This is a genomic window from Aeromonas sp. FDAARGOS 1417, from assembly GCF_019046985.1.
GTDB lineage: Bacteria > Pseudomonadota > Gammaproteobacteria > Enterobacterales > Aeromonadaceae > Aeromonas > Aeromonas veronii.
The window spans coordinates 2,725,646-2,743,619 of sequence record NZ_CP077221.1; the positions used below are offsets into that span (position 1 = coordinate 2,725,646).

Sequence of the window (17,974 nt, forward strand, 5' to 3'; positions counted from 1 at the left end):
TACTTCCGCATTTTAGCTCAATACTGCTGATGAACGTGAGAACCACTGCACAGGAGCACCATCATGAGCCACGCCAACCCCATCAAACCGAACCGGATCCAGCAGACCTTGCGCCGTTACTTCAAGCGGATCCTGCCACGCCCGCTGGCGCTCATCGAGGATCCCATGCAGCAGCTCAACCGCCTGATGCAGTGGGATATGAACCAGATCGATGACAAGGAGTATCGCCGTCGTCTCTGAGTGCGGGCCATACCAACCACTCAGGACGGGCATCCCCTGCGGGCGACATTGCTTTACCGGATCTTGCTGTTTACATCGGCCACGGGCCTGATAGATTGGACGTCTATCCATCTATAACTGCCATAAGCAACATCCAACAAGGAGTGTGTGATGAAAGATGCGACCCTGGCCCTGCACCACGGCTTTTCCAACGACCCCACCACCAAGGCGGTCGCCGTGCCCATCTACCAGACGGTGGCCTACGAGTTCGAGAGCGCCCAGCACGGGGCGGATCTGTTCAATCTGGCGGTGCCGGGCAACATCTACACCCGCATCATGAACCCCACTAATGATGTGCTGGAGCAGCGGATGGCCGCGCTGGAAGGGGGGATTGCCGCGCTGGTGGTCTCGGCAGGTTCCGCCGCCATCACCTACGCCATTCAGACGCTGACCGCCGCCGGTGACAACATTGTCTCCACACCCCAGCTCTATGGCGGCACCTATACCTTGTTCGCCCACATGCTGCCGAGCTTCGGGGTCGAGGTGCGCTTCGCCAGGGATGACAGCGCCGAAGCCATCGCCGCCCTTATCGACGACAAGACCAAGGCGGTCTACTGCGAGAGCATCGGCAACCCGGCGGGCAATATCGTCGATCTGGCCGCGCTGGCCAAGGCCGCCCACGCCCGCGGCGTGCCGCTTATCGTCGACAACACGGTCGCCACCCCGGTGCTCTGCAAGCCCATCGAACACGGCGCCGACATCGTGGTACACAGCCTGACCAAATATGTCGGCGGCCACGGCAACTCGCTGGGTGGCGTCATCGTCGACTCGGGCAAGTTCCCCTGGGCGGATCACGCCGAACGCTTCCCTCAGCTCACCAAACCCGAACCCTCCTACCACGGGGTGGTCTACACCGAGGCCTTTGGCCCCGCTGCCTTTATCGGGCGGGTGCGTACCGTGCCGCTGCGCAATACCGGCGCGGCGCTGGCGCCGATGAACGCCTTCCTGCTGCTGCAGGGGCTGGAGACCCTGAGCCTGCGCATGGAGCGCCACGTCGACAACGCCCTGCGGGTTGCCAATCACCTCAAGCATCACCCCAAGGTGGCCTGGGTCAGCTATGCCGGTCTGCCGGGTCATCCCCACTATCTGCTGGCAGAGAAGTACATGGCCGGTCGCCCCTCGGCCATCCTCTCCTTCGGCCTGAAGGATGGTTACGAGGCGGGGGTGCGCTTCTACGATGCGCTCAAGATCTTCAAGCGGCTGGTCAACATCGGCGACGCCAAGTCGCTGGCCTGCCACCCGGCCTCCACCACCCATCGCCAGTTGAGCGAGGAGGAGCAGGCCAAGGCCGGGGTGAAACCCGAGATGATCCGGCTGTCGGTGGGGATCGAGGCGATCGAGGACATACTGGCGGATCTGGATCAGGCGCTGGAGGCCTGAGTCAGTCAACGAGGGAGCGGGCATCAGCCCGCTCTTTTTTTACTGCCGGTGAACCGCCCCCCTCGCCCGCTCGTATACCCCAGCCTGCCACCGAATCGAGGTCCTTATGATAGTCCTGCACCACCTGAACAAATCCCGCTCCCAACGCATCATCTGGCTGCTCGAAGAGCTGGGCCAGCCCTATGAGATCAAGGCGTATCAGCGCGATGCCGCGACCTTTCTGGCACCGCCCGAGCTAAAAGCCATCCACCCCCTCGGCAAGTCGCCGGTCATCGAGTTCGACGGCCGGGTGCTGGCGGAATCGGGCGCCATCACCGAGTACCTGATCGCCCGCTACGCCGCCGAGCGGCTGGCTCCGGCATCAGATAGCCCCGACTATCCCGAATATCTGCAGTGGCTCCACTTCGCCGAGAGCTCGGGCATCCTGCCGCTGCTACTGGATATGTTTGTGCGCAAAGATGGCAGCCCGATGCGCTTCCTGCCGGACTACGCCAAGGCGGAGTGTGCCAAGGTGCTGGGCTACCTCAATGAGGTACTGGCGAATCGCCACTATCTGGTGGGGGATCGCCTCTCCGGCGCCGACATCATGAACTCCTTCCTGGTGGATCTGCTGGCACAAAGCGGCCAGCTGGCCCACTTCCCGCATCTGCAAGCCTACTGGCAGCGCCTCAATACCCATCCGGCTCGCCAGAAGGCCATGGAGCTGGAATGCGAGCTGGATCAGCGCCCCTGACCGAACAGCCACCATGTAAAACGCCCCGACCGTCGGGGAGTTTTTGTTATGCAGGCAGAGCGCGGTTTACTTGGCCAGCGGCACCTTGTCGCGGCGCGACTTCCACCACCAGCGCAGCCGGATCTGGGAGATCAGCATCCCCGCCAGCATCAGCGAACAGCCCGCCACCGTCTGCTCATCCAGCGTTTCGCCCAGCAGCAACACGCCACCCACGGCGGCAAAGACTGTCTCCAGACTGAGAATGATGGCGGCATGGGCCGGATGGGCACCGCGCTGCCCCAGCACCTGCAGGGTATAGCCAACCCCCACCGAGACCAGACCGGCGTAGAGCAGCGCCTGCCAACCGGCAACCGCCCCGGCCACCGTCGGCGTCTCGATGATGAAGGCGGTCACGAGGCTGAGCAGACCGCACACCACAAACTGCACGCAAGCCAGCTTGATGGGGGCCACCCGGTTGGAGTAGTGATCCACCAGCAGCAGGTGAACGGCCCAGAAGAGAGCACCTACTACCTGCAACAGATCGCCAAAGCCGATGGTGAACTCGTCGGTGACGCTCAACACATAGAGGCCCGTCAGAGCAATCAGGGCACCAATCCAGGTATTGAGCCCGCTCTTGTGGCGCAGCAGCAGCCCCAGTACCGGCACCAGAATGATGTAGAGCCCGGTGATGAAACCTGCCTTGGCGGCCGTGGTGTAGAGCAGTCCCACCTGCTGCAGGGAGGCGGCACAGAACAGCACCAGCCCGGCCAGCACACCACCGATCAGCAGCTGGCGATGGTCGCCCGCGACGGCAACAGGTTGTCGGGATTTGAGCCACCAGAGCAGCGGCAGCAGGGAGAGGGCGCCGAGCAGAAAGCGCAGGCCATTGAAGGTATAGGGCCCCATGTGATCCATCCCGAGGCGCTGGGCGACAAAGCCCATACCCCAGATGGTGGCAGCCATCAGCAACATCAGATTGGAGCGCATGGCGATTCTTCCTTAAATCGGCGCGTGACGGGTTATCCGATCCAAGATACCCGCCTCCCTATCCTCTTGTCTCCACTCTTTGTCTTCGCTCTCGCTCTCCACGCTCTGCATCGCACTGCTTTTGAGCACCGCGAGTGTTACAGCAGCGAGGGCTTGGTGAACACGGCCAACAGGGCAATCAGTAGCAGATTGCCCCGCAGGATCCACACCACCCGGAAGTGCTGCTGGATCGAGATCATCGGCGCCTTGCCCAGACGCAGGGCGCGACGCCAGCGATAGAAGAGGCGACTGGGATAAACGAGGGAGCCAACAATCAGCAGAAACAGCCCCATCTTGAGGCCGTGGGCAGGATGGGCAAAGATCTCTGCCACCGAGCTGGCATGCTCGAGGGCCAGCAGACACCCGGTCGCAAAGATGGAGAAGAGCGCCAGCGCCGCCACCCCATCTGCCAGCAGCAGGCGGCGCACTCGCAGCATGTTCAGGCCGCGCCGAAAGATCAGATACTCGACACAGAGGGCAAGGATTAGCACCGCTATGCTGCCATAATGAATCATTGAGAGCAGAGTGTGGTTCAGCATCGGAAACATCTCATTTGCTGCCTTTAGACGAGCTGCACAGCATCATATATGCTGGTGCCACCCGAGACGAAAAGGATCTGTTCATGTCCCCCGCCAAGCCCAAGAACACTTGGTCTTTGATCACCCGCATGCGGCTGGGCCTCCTCTTGCTCTTTATCCCTGTGTTGCTGCTCGGCAGCATCTACTACCTGCATATGGAGCGCACCCTGCGCCACGAGCAGCAACAGAACCTGATTGCTCGCAACACCCAGTATTTCCATACCTTGATCGAACCCTATCTGGCGACCCTCAAACGCCAGTTTACGCTCATTTATCAGCAGGTAAATTATCGGGATTTCAGCGGCCCGGAGATCCTTAACGGCGAGCGCTACCTGCAACAGTGGCAGGCCTATCACAAGGTGATGGAGCTCGATTACGTCTACGTGGGCACCGAGCATCGCAAGATGCTGATCCACCCCTCCTGGCAGGCCGACGAGAAGTTCGATCCCAGAACCCGCCCCTGGTATCTGCTGGCATCCAGCCATCCCGGACAGATTGTCTGGACCGATCCTTATTACGACTACACCTTGGGCACTCTCACCATGGCGCTGGCCCGGGTAATTGAAGATCCTGACGGCAAGAGGGTTGGCGTACTCTCGCTGGATACCCAGCTCACCCCCCTCGCCAGCTGGCTAAACAGTCGGCATGATCTGAGTCACCATCTGGGCAATGGCTATCAGATCCTGCTCAACCATGACGGGCTGGTGCTGGCCCATCCGGATCGCGAACGGGTATTCAAACCCCTCGCTCACCCCGACTGGCTGGCCCGGATGCAACTGCCGCAGGGCTTTTTCCTCGATGATGCCAGCGGCCTGATGGTCTCCTACTACCGTATCCCCGAGCAGCGCTGGATCCTGCTCAGCGTCGAGCCGACTGCCAGCATGCAGCAGGTGATCGACAGCGTCTCCATCAATGTGCAGCTGATGATTGCCGTCGCCTGCATTCTCTATCTGCTGCTGGCCCTGCTCTGGTCCCGTTACTTCCGCCGGATGCTGGGGGAGATCACCCTGCTGATCCGCGCCAGCCGCTCCGGCGGTATCGCCTACAACGGCCGCCGCATGCTGGAGCTGGCCAAGGTCTATGAAGAGATGGATGCCGCCAGCCAGGACTTTGCCCAGATCCGCCTGCAAGCCCATCAGGACAAGCTCACCGGACTCTACAACCGTCGTTTCTTCGACGAGTGCCTGCAAAAGCAGCTCAACAGTGGCGCTCCCTTCGGGGTGGTGATGTTCGATCTGGATGATTTCAAGCGGGTCAACGATACCCATGGCCATCAGGCAGGGGATGTGGTGCTCAAGCGGGTGAGCAAGCTGGGCATGAATCTGTTCCACGAGTGGGGCTGGTTCTGCCGCTATGGCGGCGAGGAGCTGGTGCTGATCTTCCGTTACGGCGAAGAGCAGCCGATGCTCCCCTCCCTGCTGGAAGCGTTCCGGCTCGGGGTGGAACAACTGGAGTGGCGCGAACCCGATCTCACTATCACCATCAGCGGCGGGGTGGCTTTCAGCCGCTCCGGGCTCTCGGCCAAAGAGCTGGTGGAGCTGGCCGACAAGGGGGTCTATCAGGCCAAGCGGGAGGGGAAAAACCGTATCTGCTTCCCGCTGCGTCACACCCCTCACCAGAGTGCCGAGGAGGAAGTGCCCGCCTTTGGCGAACCCCGGCAACAAACCAACGAGGGGTAGCCACCGCCGCCGGCATCAACCACAACGCCGTCACGATAAACAAAGAGAGAGGCTCCAGCCTCTCTCTTTGTTTATCGTGCTTCTTGCCACACGTGAAGCCAGTGTGGCGCGCGACTCAGCGCTGCCACTCCCACACCGGCCAGCCCAGCTCCTCGGCCTGCTGACGCAGTGCGGGGGCAGGATTGACCGCATGGGGATGGCTCACCGCCCGCAGCATGGGCAGATCGTTGTGAGAGTCGCTGTAGCCAAAGCTCCCCTGCCAGAGGTTGTCCCGCCCGGCAAAGAGCTGGTTGATGCGGGCCACCTTGCCTTCGCGAAAACTGAGGGTGCCGCGGGTCTGGCCGGTCAGCATCCCCTCCTCCTCATCGAGCAGGATGGCGACGCAGTGATCCATCTCCAACATCTTCGCCATGGGCGCCACCAGATGCTCGCCGGAGGCGGAGATAAGCACCAGGTCGTCGCCCCGCTCCCGATGCCATTCGATACGCGCCAACCCCTCGGGGTAGAGGCGCTCGCGCAACACCTGCTCGGCAAAGCGGGTAGAGAGCGAGTCGAGCCACTGGCGCGTCTTGCCCGCCAGCGGTTGCAGGGTGAAGGCCATGTACTGGTGCATATCCATCTTGCCCTGATGGTAGAGGGACATCATGGCCTGCTCCTCGGCGATCATGCTGGCGGGGGCCAGCTCCTCGGCCACCATGTACTCCAGCCAGAGGCTGGCGGAATCCCCGGCAATCAGGGTCTCGTCCAGATCAAACAGTGCCAGTGCCATGGGCGCTCCTCGCAGTGAAAATGGAAATGAAATGCGGCCTCATGCTACCTCACAGAGTTGATCCCGGGCCACCGCCAGGGTCACGGCACTGCCGGTTGCCAGCAGATCGCCAGCCGAGCGGTTGAGGCAATCCACCGTCAACAGCCCCGCCTCGCACTCCACCTGATAACGGATCACGTTGCCGAGCAACTGTTGCTGACGAACGATGCCGGGCAGGCTGGGCTCGCTGCTGGTCGCCCCTGCGGGCAGCAGGGTAATGGACTCCGGCCGCAGCGCCAGCTTGCCCTGAAAACGGGGGCCAAACAGTGACTTGCCCTGCTCTGTGCCAAGCAGGTTGTAGTTGCCGATAAAGCCTGCCACAAACTCGCTGGCGGGACGGGTATAGATCTCCTCCGGTGTACCGCTCTGGACGATGGATCCCTTGTTCATCAGGAAGATCCGGTCCGACATGGTCAGTGCCTCCTCCTGATCGTGGGTCACGAAGATGGTGGTGAGCTCAAGGCGCTGCTGGATCTCGCGGATCTGCTGGCGCAGGCTGCGGCGGATACGGGCATCCAGCGCCGAGAGCGGCTCATCCAGCAGCAGGATCCGCGGCTGCACCACCAGAGCTCGGGCCAGTGCCACCCGCTGGCGCTGGCCGCCGGAAAGCTCGGCCGGATAGCGGCGCTCGAAGCCGGTCAGCTCCACCAGCGCCAGCGCCTCCTGCACGCTGGCGGCGAGATCCCGTCCCGGCTGGGGCTTCATCTTGAGGCCGAAGGCAACGTTGTCCCACACCGTCATGTTGGGGAACAGCGCATAACTCTGGAACACCATGCCGATGCCGCGCTTCTGGGGCGCCTGCCAGGTGATCTCTTCACCGGCCACCCGCACCTGGCCGCCATCCACCGGAGTGAGCCCGGCCAGCGCCCGCAGCAGGGTGGACTTGCCGCAGCCGGAGGGGCCGAGCAGGGTCACCAGCTCCCCCTTGCGAATGCCGAATTCGATCCCCTCGAACACCGGCGTATCGCCGTAGGATTTGTGCAACTGATTGACTTCTAAATGAAACATCTTGGATCACCGATGAAATCTGTTGGCCGCCCAGGTGAGCAGCAGGGTCAGCAGGAAGTAGCTCATCACCAGCGCACTGGTGAAGTGGCCAGAAGTGGCGCGCATGTTGTAGAGGTAGACCTGCAGGGTCTCGTAACGGGTGCCCACCAGCATGTTGGCAAACACGAACTCGCCGAGCAGGAAGGAGAGAGAGAGAAACAGCGCCGCCAGCAGCCCCTTACGCAGACAAGGGATCACCACCAGCAGGAAGGCGCGCCGACTACTGGCCCCCAGCAGATGGGCGGCATCCATCAAATCCCTGAGCGGTACCCCTTGCAGGCTGTTGGCCAGCGCCCGGTACATGAAGGGGAGCACCACGGTGAACCAGGTGCCGATCAGGATCCACGGCGTGCCGATAATGGGCAGGACACCATCGGCGTAGATCTGCAGCAGCCCCACTGACGAGACCACTGGCGGCACCGCAAAGGGGAGCAGGATCAGCAGGTTCATCCAGGGATCCAGCTTTGGGAAGTAGTAGGCCACCACCAGCACGGTCGGTACCAGCACCACGGTGCCCAGCAGCAGGGTGGCGAAGCAGACCAGGAGGCTGCGGCCAAATGCAGCCAGAAAACGCGGGTCGCCCCACAGCTTGAAATACCAGTCGAGGGTGAAGCCATCCGGCAGCAGGGTCGCCCCCCAGCGGGTGGAGATGGAGTAGAGAAAGGTAGCCAGCAGCGGCAGCAGCAGGGTGGCGACCAGCCCACCCAGCACCCACTTGGGCCAGCGCGGCGTCAAATCATGCATGGGATTGCCCCTTGTTCACATAACTCTTTTTCAGCAGCCACTGGTTGGCGGCCGTCACCACCCCCAGCAGCACCATCAGGATCACTGCCAGCGCCGCCGCCATATTGGGTTCGAGGAAGATATCGCCGGAGACCAGACTCGCCACCCGGATGGTCACCAGATTGAAGTTGCCGGTGGTGAGGGCGTAGGCAGAGGCATAGGCCCCCACCGCGTTGGCAAACAGGATGATCAGTGTGCCGAGCAGCGCAGGCGTTAGCACCGGCAGTGCCACGTGCCACACATACTGCCCCTTGCTCGCCCCCAGCAGCGCGGCCGCTTGCGGCCACTCATCCTGCAGCGCATCGAACGCCGGGTAGAGCAGCAGCAGGGCGAGCGGGATCTGGAAGTAGGTGTAGATGAGGATAAGGCCGCTACCCGAGTAGAGATTGAAGCCGTCGATCAGTCCCCAGGATTTCAGCAGCAGAGTCACTGCACCGTTGATGCCGAGAATAATGATGAAGGCGAATGCCAGCGGTACCCCGCTGAAGTTGCCGGTCATGGTGACAAAGGCCAACAGTACCCGCTTGACCCGCTCGCCGCTGTGGCGCAGCGCCGCCGCCCCGAGGGTGCCGATGGCAAGCCCCGCCAGACTGGCGATACCGGCAATGCGCAACGAGTTGCCGAACGATTGCAGGTAGAAGGGGGAGCTCAAAATCTCCCGGTAGTAGTCGAGACCCCAGCCATCGGGGGTCTGGAAACTGCCCACCAGCACCCACACCATGGGGGCGAGCTGGAACAGGATCATCAAGAGGATAAACGGCAGTAATACCAGTGCGGGCAGCCAGTGGCGGCGCACCTTCTGCTTGGTGACCACGGGTTGATCCGCGAGGATCTCGGTGGTGGCAGGCATCATCAGTGCACCTCGCGCATAAAGGCGGCCTTGAGCAGCGGTGGCGCTGCCGGCTTGTCGTGGGGAATGCCCAACAGATCGGCCATCAGGGCGCAGAGCTGGGTCTGGGCGATCACTACCCCATCCGGCCAGCGCTCGATAAAGGCATCGCCAAACAGCCAGAGTGGCACGGTGCGCTCTTCCGGCAGGGTGCCGCCGTGGCTCAGGTCGTTGTTCATGCCGTGATCCGAGGTGATCACCACCTGATACCCCTCCGCCAGCCACTGGGGCAGCAGATCGGCCAGCAGGCTGTCCATCCGGCGCGCCTGATTGCGGTACTGGCGGGAATCGAGGCCAAACTTGTGGCCCGCATCGTCCACTCCCATCGGGTGGATCAGCAGAAAATCGGGGTCATATTGGGTTCTGAGCCATTCCCCATCCATCAGCAGATGGCTGTCGAGATAGTTGTCATCCCAGTAGAAGCAGCCGTGCTGGATGGGCAACTGCTCGTCATGAGTAAAGCGATCACGGGCAGCCAGCCAGGGGCTGCGGTTGTAGAGTTCGCTCACCCAGTAATAGGCCGCCGCTGCGGTGCGTTTGCCCGCGGCGCGGGCCAGATGGAAGATGGAGTCATGCAGACTGAGGCGACTCACCCCGTTGTGGGTGATGCCGCTCACCACCGGCGGCACGCCGGTCAGGATGCACTCGTAGAGGGGTCGGGAGAGAGACGGCAGGGCAGCATTCAGGGTCGTATGCAGGCCCCGCCCCGCCTCCACCATGCCACCGAGGTAGCCCATGGTGTGGGCTACCTCGGCTGCCAGACCATCCACAAGTACCACTATCACCTTGTGTTGCACTGGATTCCCTTACTGCATGTTGATCATGACGGTTTCTTGCCACTGGCGCGGCAGGGCTTTGGAGCTCTGCTCCCAGGCAGCGTGATCCTGCACCGGCTTGGCATTGGCATACTGCTCGGCTGGCAGCAGCTTGGCCTTCACGTCATCCGGCAGGGTCACATTGCTGCGGATCGGGCGAGCGTAGCCACGGGCCAGGTTGATTTGACCGGCATCGGAGAGGATGTATTCACGGGCCAGTTTGGCGGCGTTGGGGTTCTTGGCCCACTTGTTGATGATGGTGGTGTAACCGGCGATGACGGAGCCGTCACTCGGGATCACCACATCAAACTTCTTGGGGTCGATCTGGTCGCGGTAGTTGAGGGCGTTGAAGTCCCACAGCACACCCACTTCCACCTCACCCTTCTCGATGTTGGCGATGGTCGGATCGTTCAGGGAGAGGCGACCCTGCTTGGCCAGCTGGCCGAACAGCTCCAGCGCGGGCTTGAGGTTCTTCTCGCTGCCGCCGGTGGCATAGGCCGCCGCCAGCACGCCGTTGTTGGCCTGGGAGGCTACGCCCACATCACCCAGGGTCACCTTGTAGTCGCCACCCAGCAGGGACTGCCAGCTGGTGGGGGCGGCCTTGACCAGATCCTTGTTGATCAGGAAGGCGATGGTGCCGGTATAGGCCAGCATCCAGTGACCGTCGGCGTCCTTGGCCCAGTTGGGAATATCAGCCCAGGTGGAGGGCTTGTAGGGTTGGGTAACCCCCTGCTTGACCGCAACCGGACCGAAGGCGCCGCCCACGTCGCCGATATCGGCGGTGGCATTGGCCTTCTCGGCGGCGAACTTGGCGATCTCCTGCGCCGAGCTCATGTCAGTATCCTGATGCTTGATGCCGTAGATGCTGCCCAGCTGTTGCCAGGTATCCTTCCAGTTGGCCCAGCTGTCGGGCATGCCGATGCTGTGGAGCTGGCCTTCGCCACGGGCGGCCTTTTCGAGATCCGCGATATTTTCGGCTGCATAGCTATTTGTGGCAAACAACGGTTGGCTGATGGCCACCATGGCCAGTGCACTTGCGATCACGCTTTTCATCATCCCATCCCTCTGGACTAGGTCAGTTAAGGTTCGAGAGGGATGCTAGAGGGGAATTGTGACGGTGGCGGGGCGCTTTAATGGCAGTTTGATGACAATCACCCTGTCATGGCGCTGTCATCCACAGCAGTTACAACTCTGAACCCGAGTGAGGCTGGACTATTCCAGTAAGGGATTGGCCAGCCACCCGCCTTCTGAATAAGCAACAGGGACAAGAGTGTGACCGAGCCGAGATTGAGCGAGCAGAGAGTGAACGAACAGAGCATGGCCGATGGCCGCTCCTCCTCCAAGTGCGAACAGATTTGCCAGACCCTGCGCCGCTATATCGGCAGCGGCCAATTGGGGGCCGGGCAGCAGCTGCCCGCAGAACGGGCCCTGAGCGAGCGTTTCGCCACCACCCGCATCACCATCAAGGAGGCGCTCTCCAGCCTCGAAGCAGACGGCCTTATCTACCGGGCCGAGCGGCGCGGCTGGTTTGTGGCGCCACCCCGCCTCACCTACGATCCCGCCATCCACACCCACTTTCACCAGTGGATCGGCGAGCAGCAACGCACCGCCGAAACCCGGGTGCTGGCCCACGGCAGCGAGCTTGCCAGCAGCGAACTGTGCCGCTGGATGGGGCTGGAACCCTTCACCCCACTTTATGAAATCCGCCGCCAGCGGCTGATCGACGGCCGCCCGGTGCTTCATGTCAGCCACCACCTGCTGGCGAGCCGCTTTCCCGATATCGCCAGCGCGCCGCTGGCCAGCTCCCTCACCGAGCTCTATCAGCAGCGCTATGGCATAGGCCAGGGTGGGGCGAGTCTCGAGATCACCCCCTCGGCGGCGCGTGGCGCCATCGCCCGCGCCCTCAATCTGGCAGAGGGGAGCGCGGTGCTGCGGCTGGTGCGGGTCAACTACGACGAGCGGGGAGCTCTGGTGGATTGCGATATCGAACACTGGCGACCGGATGCCATCCGCATTTGTCTGGATACGCGAGCATTGCAGCCGCTCGCAGGCAAGCTGCAACAAACCCGGGTCGCCGATTAGACTCCAGTCAACAGAGCGGATCCCGCAGGATCCGCCGGGATCAGTTGTCGATATTGGGGATCATGTCGTCAAAGCTCTGATAGCCGCAGTCGGCCAGTTGCAGCGACATGGTGTAGGTCTTGGCGTGCTCCTGCTGGCCGATGGCGGGGCGGTTGAGCTTGATCTCCTGATGCCAGTACTCCTTCATCCGGTCGATCAGCGCCATCGCCTCTCCCTCGTTGAGGTGCAGCTGGCAGAGCGCCATATAGTTGTTCGACTTGTGCATGTTCTCCACCAGATACTCCCCCAGCACCGACATCGCCTGCCGTGCCTGCTGACGGGCGAAACGGCTGTGCTGCTCGAAGCTGATCCGCTCGCTGATGAGGAAGTGGTAACTGTTGTCGATACCGAGCTGCAAAATGCCGAGCTTCTCCAGCTTGCGCAGATAGAGGTAGCAGGAGGCATCGGTCAGGCCGTACTCCCGCTTGAGATCGATCAGCGTCTTGTCGCGCCAGAAGATATTGGCGAGAAAGGCGTAGAGCCCCGGCTCGTTGTGAAACGCCTCATCCTGCTCCTGGGTGAAGACGGCGCGGCGGCTCTGGGCGTCCTGAGTGCGATCCAGCAACTCCTCAAACGAGAGCCCCACCAAATGGCAGATCTCCAGCAGAGTATCGAACGGCAGCGAGGGCTTGTTCATCATCCGCTTCACGGTCGCGATGGAGACACCCATGGCTTCTGCCAGGGTCTGATAGCGGATCCCCTTGTCGGTCAGGGTCTTCTTCAGGGTGTCGAGAATATTGTTGGCCAGGGTCTGGCTGTAGGTCATGCCACTCTTCCTTGTTATCGCACTTTCATTGCATGGTTATGCCGAGTCAGCTTCTGACCTGTTTTTACCTTCAAGGCTCAGATATTGACACCGAAAAAACAACCTAGAGAAAAAATCGCCTACAACGCCCATCAGGACAGACCAGTTGAACGATGAGGTCGCAAAATTTGACACCAGACAGTGCATATCTTTCAACCCGCAAACATTTTGCTAGTGCTGCATAGAACATCGCGCATAATCGAAACGTATCGAATTCAAGACCCTTCCTGGTTGAGAAATCGATTGTTTGCTTCCAAATTTTTATCTTTTAAACCGTAAGGTTTTTTCTCTTTCCTGGCATTGGGCGGCGCTGATAGCACCGCCCTTTTCTTTTCCCTGAATTCGCAGGTCAGGTCAAGGGCGCCGGCAAGGGGAAGTGTCACCGGCCACCCGCCGCCAACCGATGCGCCAGCCACCACGACCTCTCTGGCAAGGTATCCTAAACGATCATCAATACCGTGTTATTGCCATTCAATATATTTAAATGGCTTGATTGGAAAGCTTCGCCAAATATGGCAACGAATATAATCAAGTTATTTAAAACGCCAAAAACCTATCTTTTAAATGGCTTCCATATATAAGACAACAAAATTAATCAATCAGTACTACCAATATTTGCTTATCACTCCCCGCACCCACCCCAACAACTGCTGCCGGGTGAAGAGAAAAGCCACCCATAAGAACCTACCCACTCATCTGGTGGGCAACATAGCCCACGTAAAAACAGCCTCAAAAGACCACCAAAACCCTCAATGGGAACAATCCCAAACCTCAAAAAGAGCAAAAAACAGGCAAAAAGATAGATTTTTTTCTCACGGTTTCACCTTGTGATGGGTTCAAAAAATCATCGAAAAGAGCCTGACGCCTGTGAGTGACATCTGAGATGCCAATTTTTAGACAACTCATCACGGCTATGCTCGAATGAAAATTTAATGTCACAGAAAATCAATCACATAGAGTCAAAAGCGAGCTCGCAGCCTGTCATTTTCCTCACCAGTTAATTATTTAAACCTCAATAAAGCTAAAACTCTAATAACACCATTTATTAAACAAAATGCCCCTGCTTGCGGCCAGTCATATTTAGAGGAATGGGGAAATCACTCTCTTGTTATTCAGAAATACGCTGACTATACTGCGGCCCCTCTGTGAAAGCAGAGCAATGACGGAAATATAAAAAGCTTCATGGATTGAGCAATATAAATCACACGCAGTTCACGCAACACAAGGTTATTTATCCATGAACAAGTTTAATAAAATTGCCGCTTTCTCCCTGCTTGCTCTGGCCATGAATGGCGGAGCCCATGCCGAAGGCTGGTATGCAGGTCTGGATCTGACCACCTCCAAAATGGATCTCGATGGTGCAGCCAAAGACGCCTATGACGACAAAGTGATCGACGACCAGCTCGACGGCGGCAGCCTGATCGTGGGTTACAGCTTCAAACCCTGGCTGGCGGTTGAAGGTGGCTTGCACGCCCAGCAGATGGATCAGCTGACCTGGGTCACCTCCCCGATTGCAAGCGGCTTTGCCGACACTACCATCGAAACCCGCAGCATCAGCCTGGCAGCCAAGCTGAGTCAGCCGCTGGCCTGGGGCTTCAGCGCCTATGCCAAACCGGGTATCGCCTACACCCGCACCGAAGTGGAAGTTGTCGGCAACGCCACACTCCTCGGTTTCAGCGGTCAGGTAAACGAGAGCGCAACCAAGAGCAAGGTACACCCCAATCTGGAAGTTGGTCTGGACTACGCCTTCAACGACCACTTCTCTGCCGGTATCGGTTACGAGCGCCAGTTCGACGCCCTGAGCCTGGGTGACGAGCACTACTCTCTGGATACCTTCAAGCTGGGTCTGCGTTACCACTTCTAAGTCGCGCCGCGTCAGTAACAATGCAAAAGGGCCGCAGGTTTCACGCCTGCGGCCCTTTTTACTGCTCTTTTTCCGTGCCCTGCGCGTTAGCAGATCTGGTCTTTACCCAGCTGCTTGGCCTGATAGAGCGCCCGATCGGCGCGCACCATCAGGCTCTCCTTCTGCTCATCCTGCTGATACTCCGCCAGCCCGACGCTCATGGTAGCGGGCGCATGGGGGCAGATGGGCTCGCTCGCCATCAATGCCTGAAACTTGCTCGCCACCACCAGCGCATCCTCGCGGCCGGTGTTGGGCAACAACACCATAAACTCGTCACCGCCCCAGCGGGCCAGCAGATCGATCTCGCGGATATGGCGGCGCACCAGCGCCACTATGTTGATCAGGGTCTGATCCCCGGCGTTGTGGCCATAGCTGTCGTTGATCTGCTTGAAGTTGTCCACATCCATGGCGATCACCGTAAACGGCTGATGGAAGCGGCGCGCCCGCTCGCACTCCAGCTGCAACGCCCGCTCCAGCCGATAGCGGCTGGCGGCGCCGGTCAGGGCATCGGTCTCTGCCAGCAGACGGTTCTCCTCGGCTTTCTGTTGCAGCGCCCCGTTGAGTCGCACCAGCTCGGCGGTGCGCTCGGCAACCTGCTGCTCCAGCGAGTGATTGCGCCGCTCCAGCTGTTCCAGCAACAACTTGCTGGCGTGGATATCGCGGTGGGCGCCGATCATCCGCGCCACAGACCCGTCGGGATTGCGCTCAATGATGCGGCCGCAATCCTCAATCCAGAGGTAACTGCCATCCCGACAGCGGCAACGATACTCGGCGCGATATTCGTGGGCGCTGCCGCTCAGGCAGAGATCGAACTTCGCCATCACCGCCGCCAGATCGTCGGGGTGGATCACGCTCTCCCAGGTGAAGACGGTATTGCCGAGGGAGTGAGGCTCGTAACCCAGCATCCGGTACCAGCCCGGGTTGCGATAGACAAAACCGGTATTGGCATGCCAATCCCAGATGCCATCGCTGGTCACCTCCAGAATGCCATGCACCACGGCTTCGCTGACATCCGAGATCCTGATCGTGTCACTGTCCTGCACCATAGCAGTTATCCTTGTTCTTCCGCCCCGCGCCACCACGGGGAATCGCGCTGTTGTCGTGAGGCGCTACCTTGGCATATTGCAACAGAACTGTCAGCCAGAACCCCACCGCACCAACGTTTCCACGGTTATCGGCCACTCACGGCGCAGGCTGAATCAGGGTGGCCATAAGTGTGGCTCAAGCGCGCCCCATTTACCGGATTTAACTCACGATTCAGTCATTTGGGGGATGGAATAATCGGGCGGCGCAAGAGGGGTGACCAAGTGCAGCATATTGTGCCAACCCGCTCCCCTCACCCAGAGGGAGAGGGGATAAAGCAGCACCGGAAATATGATCGCCAACCACACCGGTTCGATTGGAGAAACTTAATCTGGGCGCGGGAACGAGATTATCCCTTATTTACTTGCTGGAGAGCGGTTGGCGGTGAGGGGATAGAAAAATAAGATTTGTCTGGATATACCTTGTAGCTCTCCAGGTATGAACCCGCCTCGTTAACCCTAGTTTTCACCCATACCTCACCATAATTCCGAATCTGTGCCTTACCAAGCTCACTATCACTGTAACAAAGATCAAACCAATGCCCTGTATGCTTATCTTTTATTTTTAAGCCTGCCTCACAACGGCCGTATTTGCCTTTGGATGGTCCGGGATGAACCACTTTATATTCCGTATCATAACTGACCACTTCATCTGGATAATAATAGACGTACATATCATAGCCATACCATGACGTTATAAGCATCATAAAGAAGCAATTACCAAACGCTTTTGCAATATATTTTAAGGCATGACGTCTGGAACATCGCAAAGCAGTTACTATCGCACCAACCAATCCAAATAACGCACTGATAGTAATGTAGGTGAGCGATTCAGGAACCAAGTCAGCAATAAGTGTTTTATCTGATAATTTTGTCTTGAATAAGATACTTGCCAACCATAGAACAACCAGGCATATAAAGCCAACCCCAAGCAGCATGTTTTTGTGCTGTTCGCTTTTAAAACTATGAATTGTCATTTTACTGCCTGATTTTTTATTAAAAACGAAAAGTATCCCACCATTTTGCAAGATAAATATGGGCGGTGCAATTCACTTCGTTCATTGCACCCTACCCGATTTTACGAAATGGGCATTGTGTCAACCTGCTCCCCTCACCCTAGCCCTCTCCCGGAGGGAGAGGGGATCATCCAGCATCAGGGATATGGCGTTGGCAATCGCGTGTAAATTCGAGATATAGCCACGGGGCCAAACCTCCCTTCTCCCCTTGCGGGAGAAGGGTCGGGGATGAGGGGGAGGAAAAAAGATATTACGCAGCAAACGTTGGGCTTCGCTACGCTCAGCACCAACCTACACAATCGGTAGGTTGGTGCTGAGCCTGCGAAGCCCAACATACGAGACATAACATTAATGTTCACAGATTAAACTTACTTAGACATGATAAATATAAGTCGAACCAAGCGAACAATTTCAATTCCGAGTAAAAGAATAAGTCTATAATTTTCTTTCATGACTACCTCTTTATTTATTTGGCAAGATCTTTATCTGCACCGATTTCAATCGCTCTTTGTAATAGCAGGTTGAACGACTGTGTAGAAATTTCACTCTCTAACTTATTCATAATTAAGTATGGATTTAATAAAAGAATGAAATTATATGGCCCGTATGCACCAGACCTCACATCAATAAAACCAAGTTCATGCAAAGTCTTCATATGCTTACGCCAAGTACTGACATTTCTTTCGCCTAGATACCCTGCTTCTACGGCATAACTAGCTTCATTTTCAATAATCAACATATTTTCATCCCACACCCTGCACCACAGACAAAAATATGTCTTACCCGCAGGAACTGATTTCCCGGTATGTTTTTTTGCCAAGTCATCGATGATATTCATCATTATTGACATAGTTCTAGGAATAGATGAGTAACCATCATGAAGATTCCTCTGCCAAAGGATGTCCTCATCAAGATCCGGCCACATCTTTTCTCTCATCTTCATTACATTTCGATGGGCCTTACTCTTTTTTTAGTCTTCTGAGCTTTTGTAAAATTCAATAACAGAGATGGATCTAATTTTAAAGCTGGCACAGTAGCTGTGGGTTGCAGT

The 17,974-nt window shown here is 58.4% G+C and carries 19 protein-coding genes; 6 read left to right on the forward strand and 13 right to left on the reverse strand.

All coding sequences use genetic code 11. The features are described from left to right. Positions 1 to 63: 63 nt before the first annotated feature. The 3 genes from I6L47_RS12490 (at position 64) to I6L47_RS12500 (ending at position 2,392) form a co-directional block, all read left to right on the forward strand. Positions 64 to 240 carry a hypothetical protein gene (locus I6L47_RS12490; RefSeq protein WP_110303950.1) on the forward strand — a complete coding sequence of 59 codons (177 nt, stop codon included), beginning with the start codon at positions 64 to 66 and terminating at the stop codon, positions 238 to 240. Between the two features lie 150 nt (positions 241 to 390). Further along, positions 391 to 1,659 carry an O-acetylhomoserine aminocarboxypropyltransferase/cysteine synthase family protein gene (locus I6L47_RS12495; protein ID WP_216947530.1) on the forward strand — a complete coding sequence of 423 codons (1,269 nt, stop codon included), beginning with the start codon at positions 391 to 393 and terminating at the stop codon, positions 1,657 to 1,659. Between the two features lie 106 nt (positions 1,660 to 1,765). Then, positions 1,766 to 2,392, forward strand: coding sequence for a glutathione S-transferase family protein (locus I6L47_RS12500; protein WP_216947531.1), 627 nt, complete (start codon positions 1,766 to 1,768; stop codon positions 2,390 to 2,392). Positions 2,393 to 2,458: 66 nt separating this feature from the next. On the opposite strand, the gene I6L47_RS12505 is transcribed toward I6L47_RS12500, so the two are convergent. Together I6L47_RS12505 and I6L47_RS12510 are read right to left on the reverse strand one after the other, a co-directional pair. Further along, on the reverse strand, positions 2,459 to 3,358 hold the full coding sequence (locus I6L47_RS12505; RefSeq protein WP_216947532.1) for a DMT family transporter: 900 nt from the start codon (positions 3,356 to 3,358) through the stop codon (positions 2,459 to 2,461). Between the two features lie 137 nt (positions 3,359 to 3,495). Further along, complete coding sequence (locus tag I6L47_RS12510; RefSeq protein ID WP_005355246.1) at positions 3,496 to 3,936, reverse strand: DUF2214 family protein; 441 nt, start codon at positions 3,934 to 3,936, stop codon at positions 3,496 to 3,498. A gap of 83 nt (positions 3,937 to 4,019) precedes the next feature. On the opposite strand from I6L47_RS12510, the gene I6L47_RS12515 reads away from it, so the two are divergent. Continuing rightward, complete coding sequence (locus tag I6L47_RS12515; RefSeq protein ID WP_216947533.1) at positions 4,020 to 5,654, forward strand: sensor domain-containing diguanylate cyclase; 1,635 nt, start codon at positions 4,020 to 4,022, stop codon at positions 5,652 to 5,654. Between the two features lie 115 nt (positions 5,655 to 5,769). Here the strand turns inward: I6L47_RS12515 and I6L47_RS12520 are convergent, their stop codons facing one another. Genes I6L47_RS12520 through I6L47_RS12545 form a run of 6 tightly spaced genes read right to left on the reverse strand, consistent with a single transcriptional unit; the run spans position 5,770 to position 11,049 of the window. Then, positions 5,770 to 6,423, reverse strand: coding sequence for an HAD family phosphatase (locus I6L47_RS12520; RefSeq protein WP_216947534.1), 654 nt, complete (start codon positions 6,421 to 6,423; stop codon positions 5,770 to 5,772). A 39-nt stretch (positions 6,424 to 6,462) separates the two neighbouring features. Beyond that, positions 6,463 to 7,470: an ABC transporter ATP-binding protein gene (locus I6L47_RS12525; RefSeq protein ID WP_216947535.1), complete on the reverse strand. Its 1,008-nt coding sequence runs from the start codon at positions 7,468 to 7,470 to the stop codon at positions 6,463 to 6,465. 6 nt (positions 7,471 to 7,476) lie between these two features. Further along, complete coding sequence (locus I6L47_RS12530; protein ID WP_216947536.1) at positions 7,477 to 8,253, reverse strand: ABC transporter permease; 777 nt, start codon at positions 8,251 to 8,253, stop codon at positions 7,477 to 7,479. Further along, a complete protein-coding gene (locus I6L47_RS12535; protein WP_216947537.1) occupies positions 8,246 to 9,145 on the reverse strand; it encodes an ABC transporter permease subunit in 900 nt (299 codons plus the stop codon). Before I6L47_RS12535 ends, I6L47_RS12530 begins: the two co-directional genes overlap by 8 nt. Continuing rightward, positions 9,145 to 9,978, reverse strand: a complete 834-nt coding sequence (locus tag I6L47_RS12540) for an alkaline phosphatase family protein (RefSeq protein ID WP_216947538.1) — start codon at positions 9,976 to 9,978, stop codon at positions 9,145 to 9,147. The genes I6L47_RS12535 and I6L47_RS12540 overlap by 1 nt, the downstream gene beginning before the upstream one ends. Before the next feature lie 9 nt (positions 9,979 to 9,987). Next, the gene (locus I6L47_RS12545; protein ID WP_005355254.1) at positions 9,988 to 11,049 is read right to left on the reverse strand and encodes an ABC transporter substrate-binding protein; all 1,062 of its coding nucleotides are present in this window, start codon (positions 11,047 to 11,049) and stop codon (positions 9,988 to 9,990) included. Positions 11,050 to 11,247: 198 nt separating this feature from the next. Here I6L47_RS12545 and I6L47_RS12550 point away from each other — a divergent pair, with 198 nt between their 5' ends. After that, positions 11,248 to 12,078: a UTRA domain-containing protein gene (locus I6L47_RS12550; protein WP_227274335.1), complete on the forward strand. Its 831-nt coding sequence runs from the start codon at positions 11,248 to 11,250 to the stop codon at positions 12,076 to 12,078. Between the two features lie 40 nt (positions 12,079 to 12,118). Here the strand turns inward: I6L47_RS12550 and I6L47_RS12555 are convergent, their stop codons facing one another. Continuing rightward, a complete protein-coding gene (locus tag I6L47_RS12555; protein ID WP_005336490.1) occupies positions 12,119 to 12,883 on the reverse strand; it encodes a helix-turn-helix transcriptional regulator in 765 nt (254 codons plus the stop codon). A gap of 254 nt (positions 12,884 to 13,137) precedes the next feature. Next, entirely contained in the window at positions 13,138 to 13,338 is a 201-nt protein-coding gene (locus tag I6L47_RS12560) for a hypothetical protein (RefSeq protein WP_139126133.1), read from the reverse strand. Positions 13,339 to 14,159: 821 nt separating this feature from the next. On the opposite strand from I6L47_RS12560, the gene I6L47_RS12565 reads away from it, so the two are divergent. Continuing rightward, positions 14,160 to 14,786, forward strand: a complete 627-nt coding sequence (locus I6L47_RS12565; RefSeq protein WP_216947539.1) for a porin family protein — start codon at positions 14,160 to 14,162, stop codon at positions 14,784 to 14,786. Positions 14,787 to 14,872: 86 nt separating this feature from the next. On the opposite strand, the gene I6L47_RS12570 is transcribed toward I6L47_RS12565, so the two are convergent. The 3 genes from I6L47_RS12570 to I6L47_RS12580 all read right to left on the reverse strand — a co-directional run bounded on the left by I6L47_RS12570 (position 14,873) and on the right by I6L47_RS12580 (position 17,860). Continuing rightward, positions 14,873 to 15,871: a sensor domain-containing diguanylate cyclase gene (locus I6L47_RS12570; RefSeq protein WP_216947540.1), complete on the reverse strand. Its 999-nt coding sequence runs from the start codon at positions 15,869 to 15,871 to the stop codon at positions 14,873 to 14,875. 386 nt (positions 15,872 to 16,257) lie between these two features. Beyond that, positions 16,258 to 16,884 (reverse strand): hypothetical protein, encoded by a 627-nt coding sequence (locus I6L47_RS12575; RefSeq protein WP_216947541.1) that lies wholly within the window; start codon positions 16,882 to 16,884, stop codon positions 16,258 to 16,260. A gap of 505 nt (positions 16,885 to 17,389) precedes the next feature. Beyond that, positions 17,390 to 17,860: a hypothetical protein gene (locus I6L47_RS12580; RefSeq protein WP_216947542.1), complete on the reverse strand. Its 471-nt coding sequence runs from the start codon at positions 17,858 to 17,860 to the stop codon at positions 17,390 to 17,392. Positions 17,861 to 17,974 lie beyond the last annotated feature (114 nt).

Bases quoted from the DNA above. Each gene is read 5' to 3' on its own strand.
- I6L47_RS12520 (WP_216947534.1), bottom strand. From the start codon at position 6,423: ATGGCACTGGCACTGTTTGATCTGGACGAGACCCTGATTGCCGGGGAT.
- I6L47_RS12575 (WP_216947541.1), bottom strand. From the start codon at position 16,884: ATGACAATTCATAGTTTTAAAAGCGAACAGCACAAAAACATGCTGCTT.
- I6L47_RS12500 (WP_216947531.1), top strand. From the start codon at position 1,766: ATGATAGTCCTGCACCACCTGAACAAATCCCGCTCCCAACGCATCATC.
- I6L47_RS12545 (WP_005355254.1), bottom strand. From the start codon at position 11,049: ATGAAAAGCGTGATCGCAAGTGCACTGGCCATGGTGGCCATCAGCCAA.
- I6L47_RS12570 (WP_216947540.1), bottom strand. From the start codon at position 15,871: ATGGTGCAGGACAGTGACACGATCAGGATCTCGGATGTCAGCGAAGCC.
- I6L47_RS12535 (WP_216947537.1), bottom strand. From the start codon at position 9,145: ATGATGCCTGCCACCACCGAGATCCTCGCGGATCAACCCGTGGTCACC.
- I6L47_RS12490 (WP_110303950.1), top strand. From the start codon at position 64: ATGAGCCACGCCAACCCCATCAAACCGAACCGGATCCAGCAGACCTTG.
- I6L47_RS12565 (WP_216947539.1), top strand. From the start codon at position 14,160: ATGAACAAGTTTAATAAAATTGCCGCTTTCTCCCTGCTTGCTCTGGCC.
- I6L47_RS12530 (WP_216947536.1), bottom strand. From the start codon at position 8,253: ATGCATGATTTGACGCCGCGCTGGCCCAAGTGGGTGCTGGGTGGGCTG.
- I6L47_RS12580 (WP_216947542.1), bottom strand. From the start codon at position 17,860: ATGAGAGAAAAGATGTGGCCGGATCTTGATGAGGACATCCTTTGGCAG.
- I6L47_RS12495 (WP_216947530.1), top strand. From the start codon at position 391: ATGAAAGATGCGACCCTGGCCCTGCACCACGGCTTTTCCAACGACCCC.
- I6L47_RS12525 (WP_216947535.1), bottom strand. From the start codon at position 7,470: ATGTTTCATTTAGAAGTCAATCAGTTGCACAAATCCTACGGCGATACG.
- I6L47_RS12515 (WP_216947533.1), top strand. From the start codon at position 4,020: ATGTCCCCCGCCAAGCCCAAGAACACTTGGTCTTTGATCACCCGCATG.
- I6L47_RS12505 (WP_216947532.1), bottom strand. From the start codon at position 3,358: ATGCGCTCCAATCTGATGTTGCTGATGGCTGCCACCATCTGGGGTATG.
- I6L47_RS12555 (WP_005336490.1), bottom strand. From the start codon at position 12,883: ATGACCTACAGCCAGACCCTGGCCAACAATATTCTCGACACCCTGAAG.
- I6L47_RS12510 (WP_005355246.1), bottom strand. From the start codon at position 3,936: ATGCTGAACCACACTCTGCTCTCAATGATTCATTATGGCAGCATAGCG.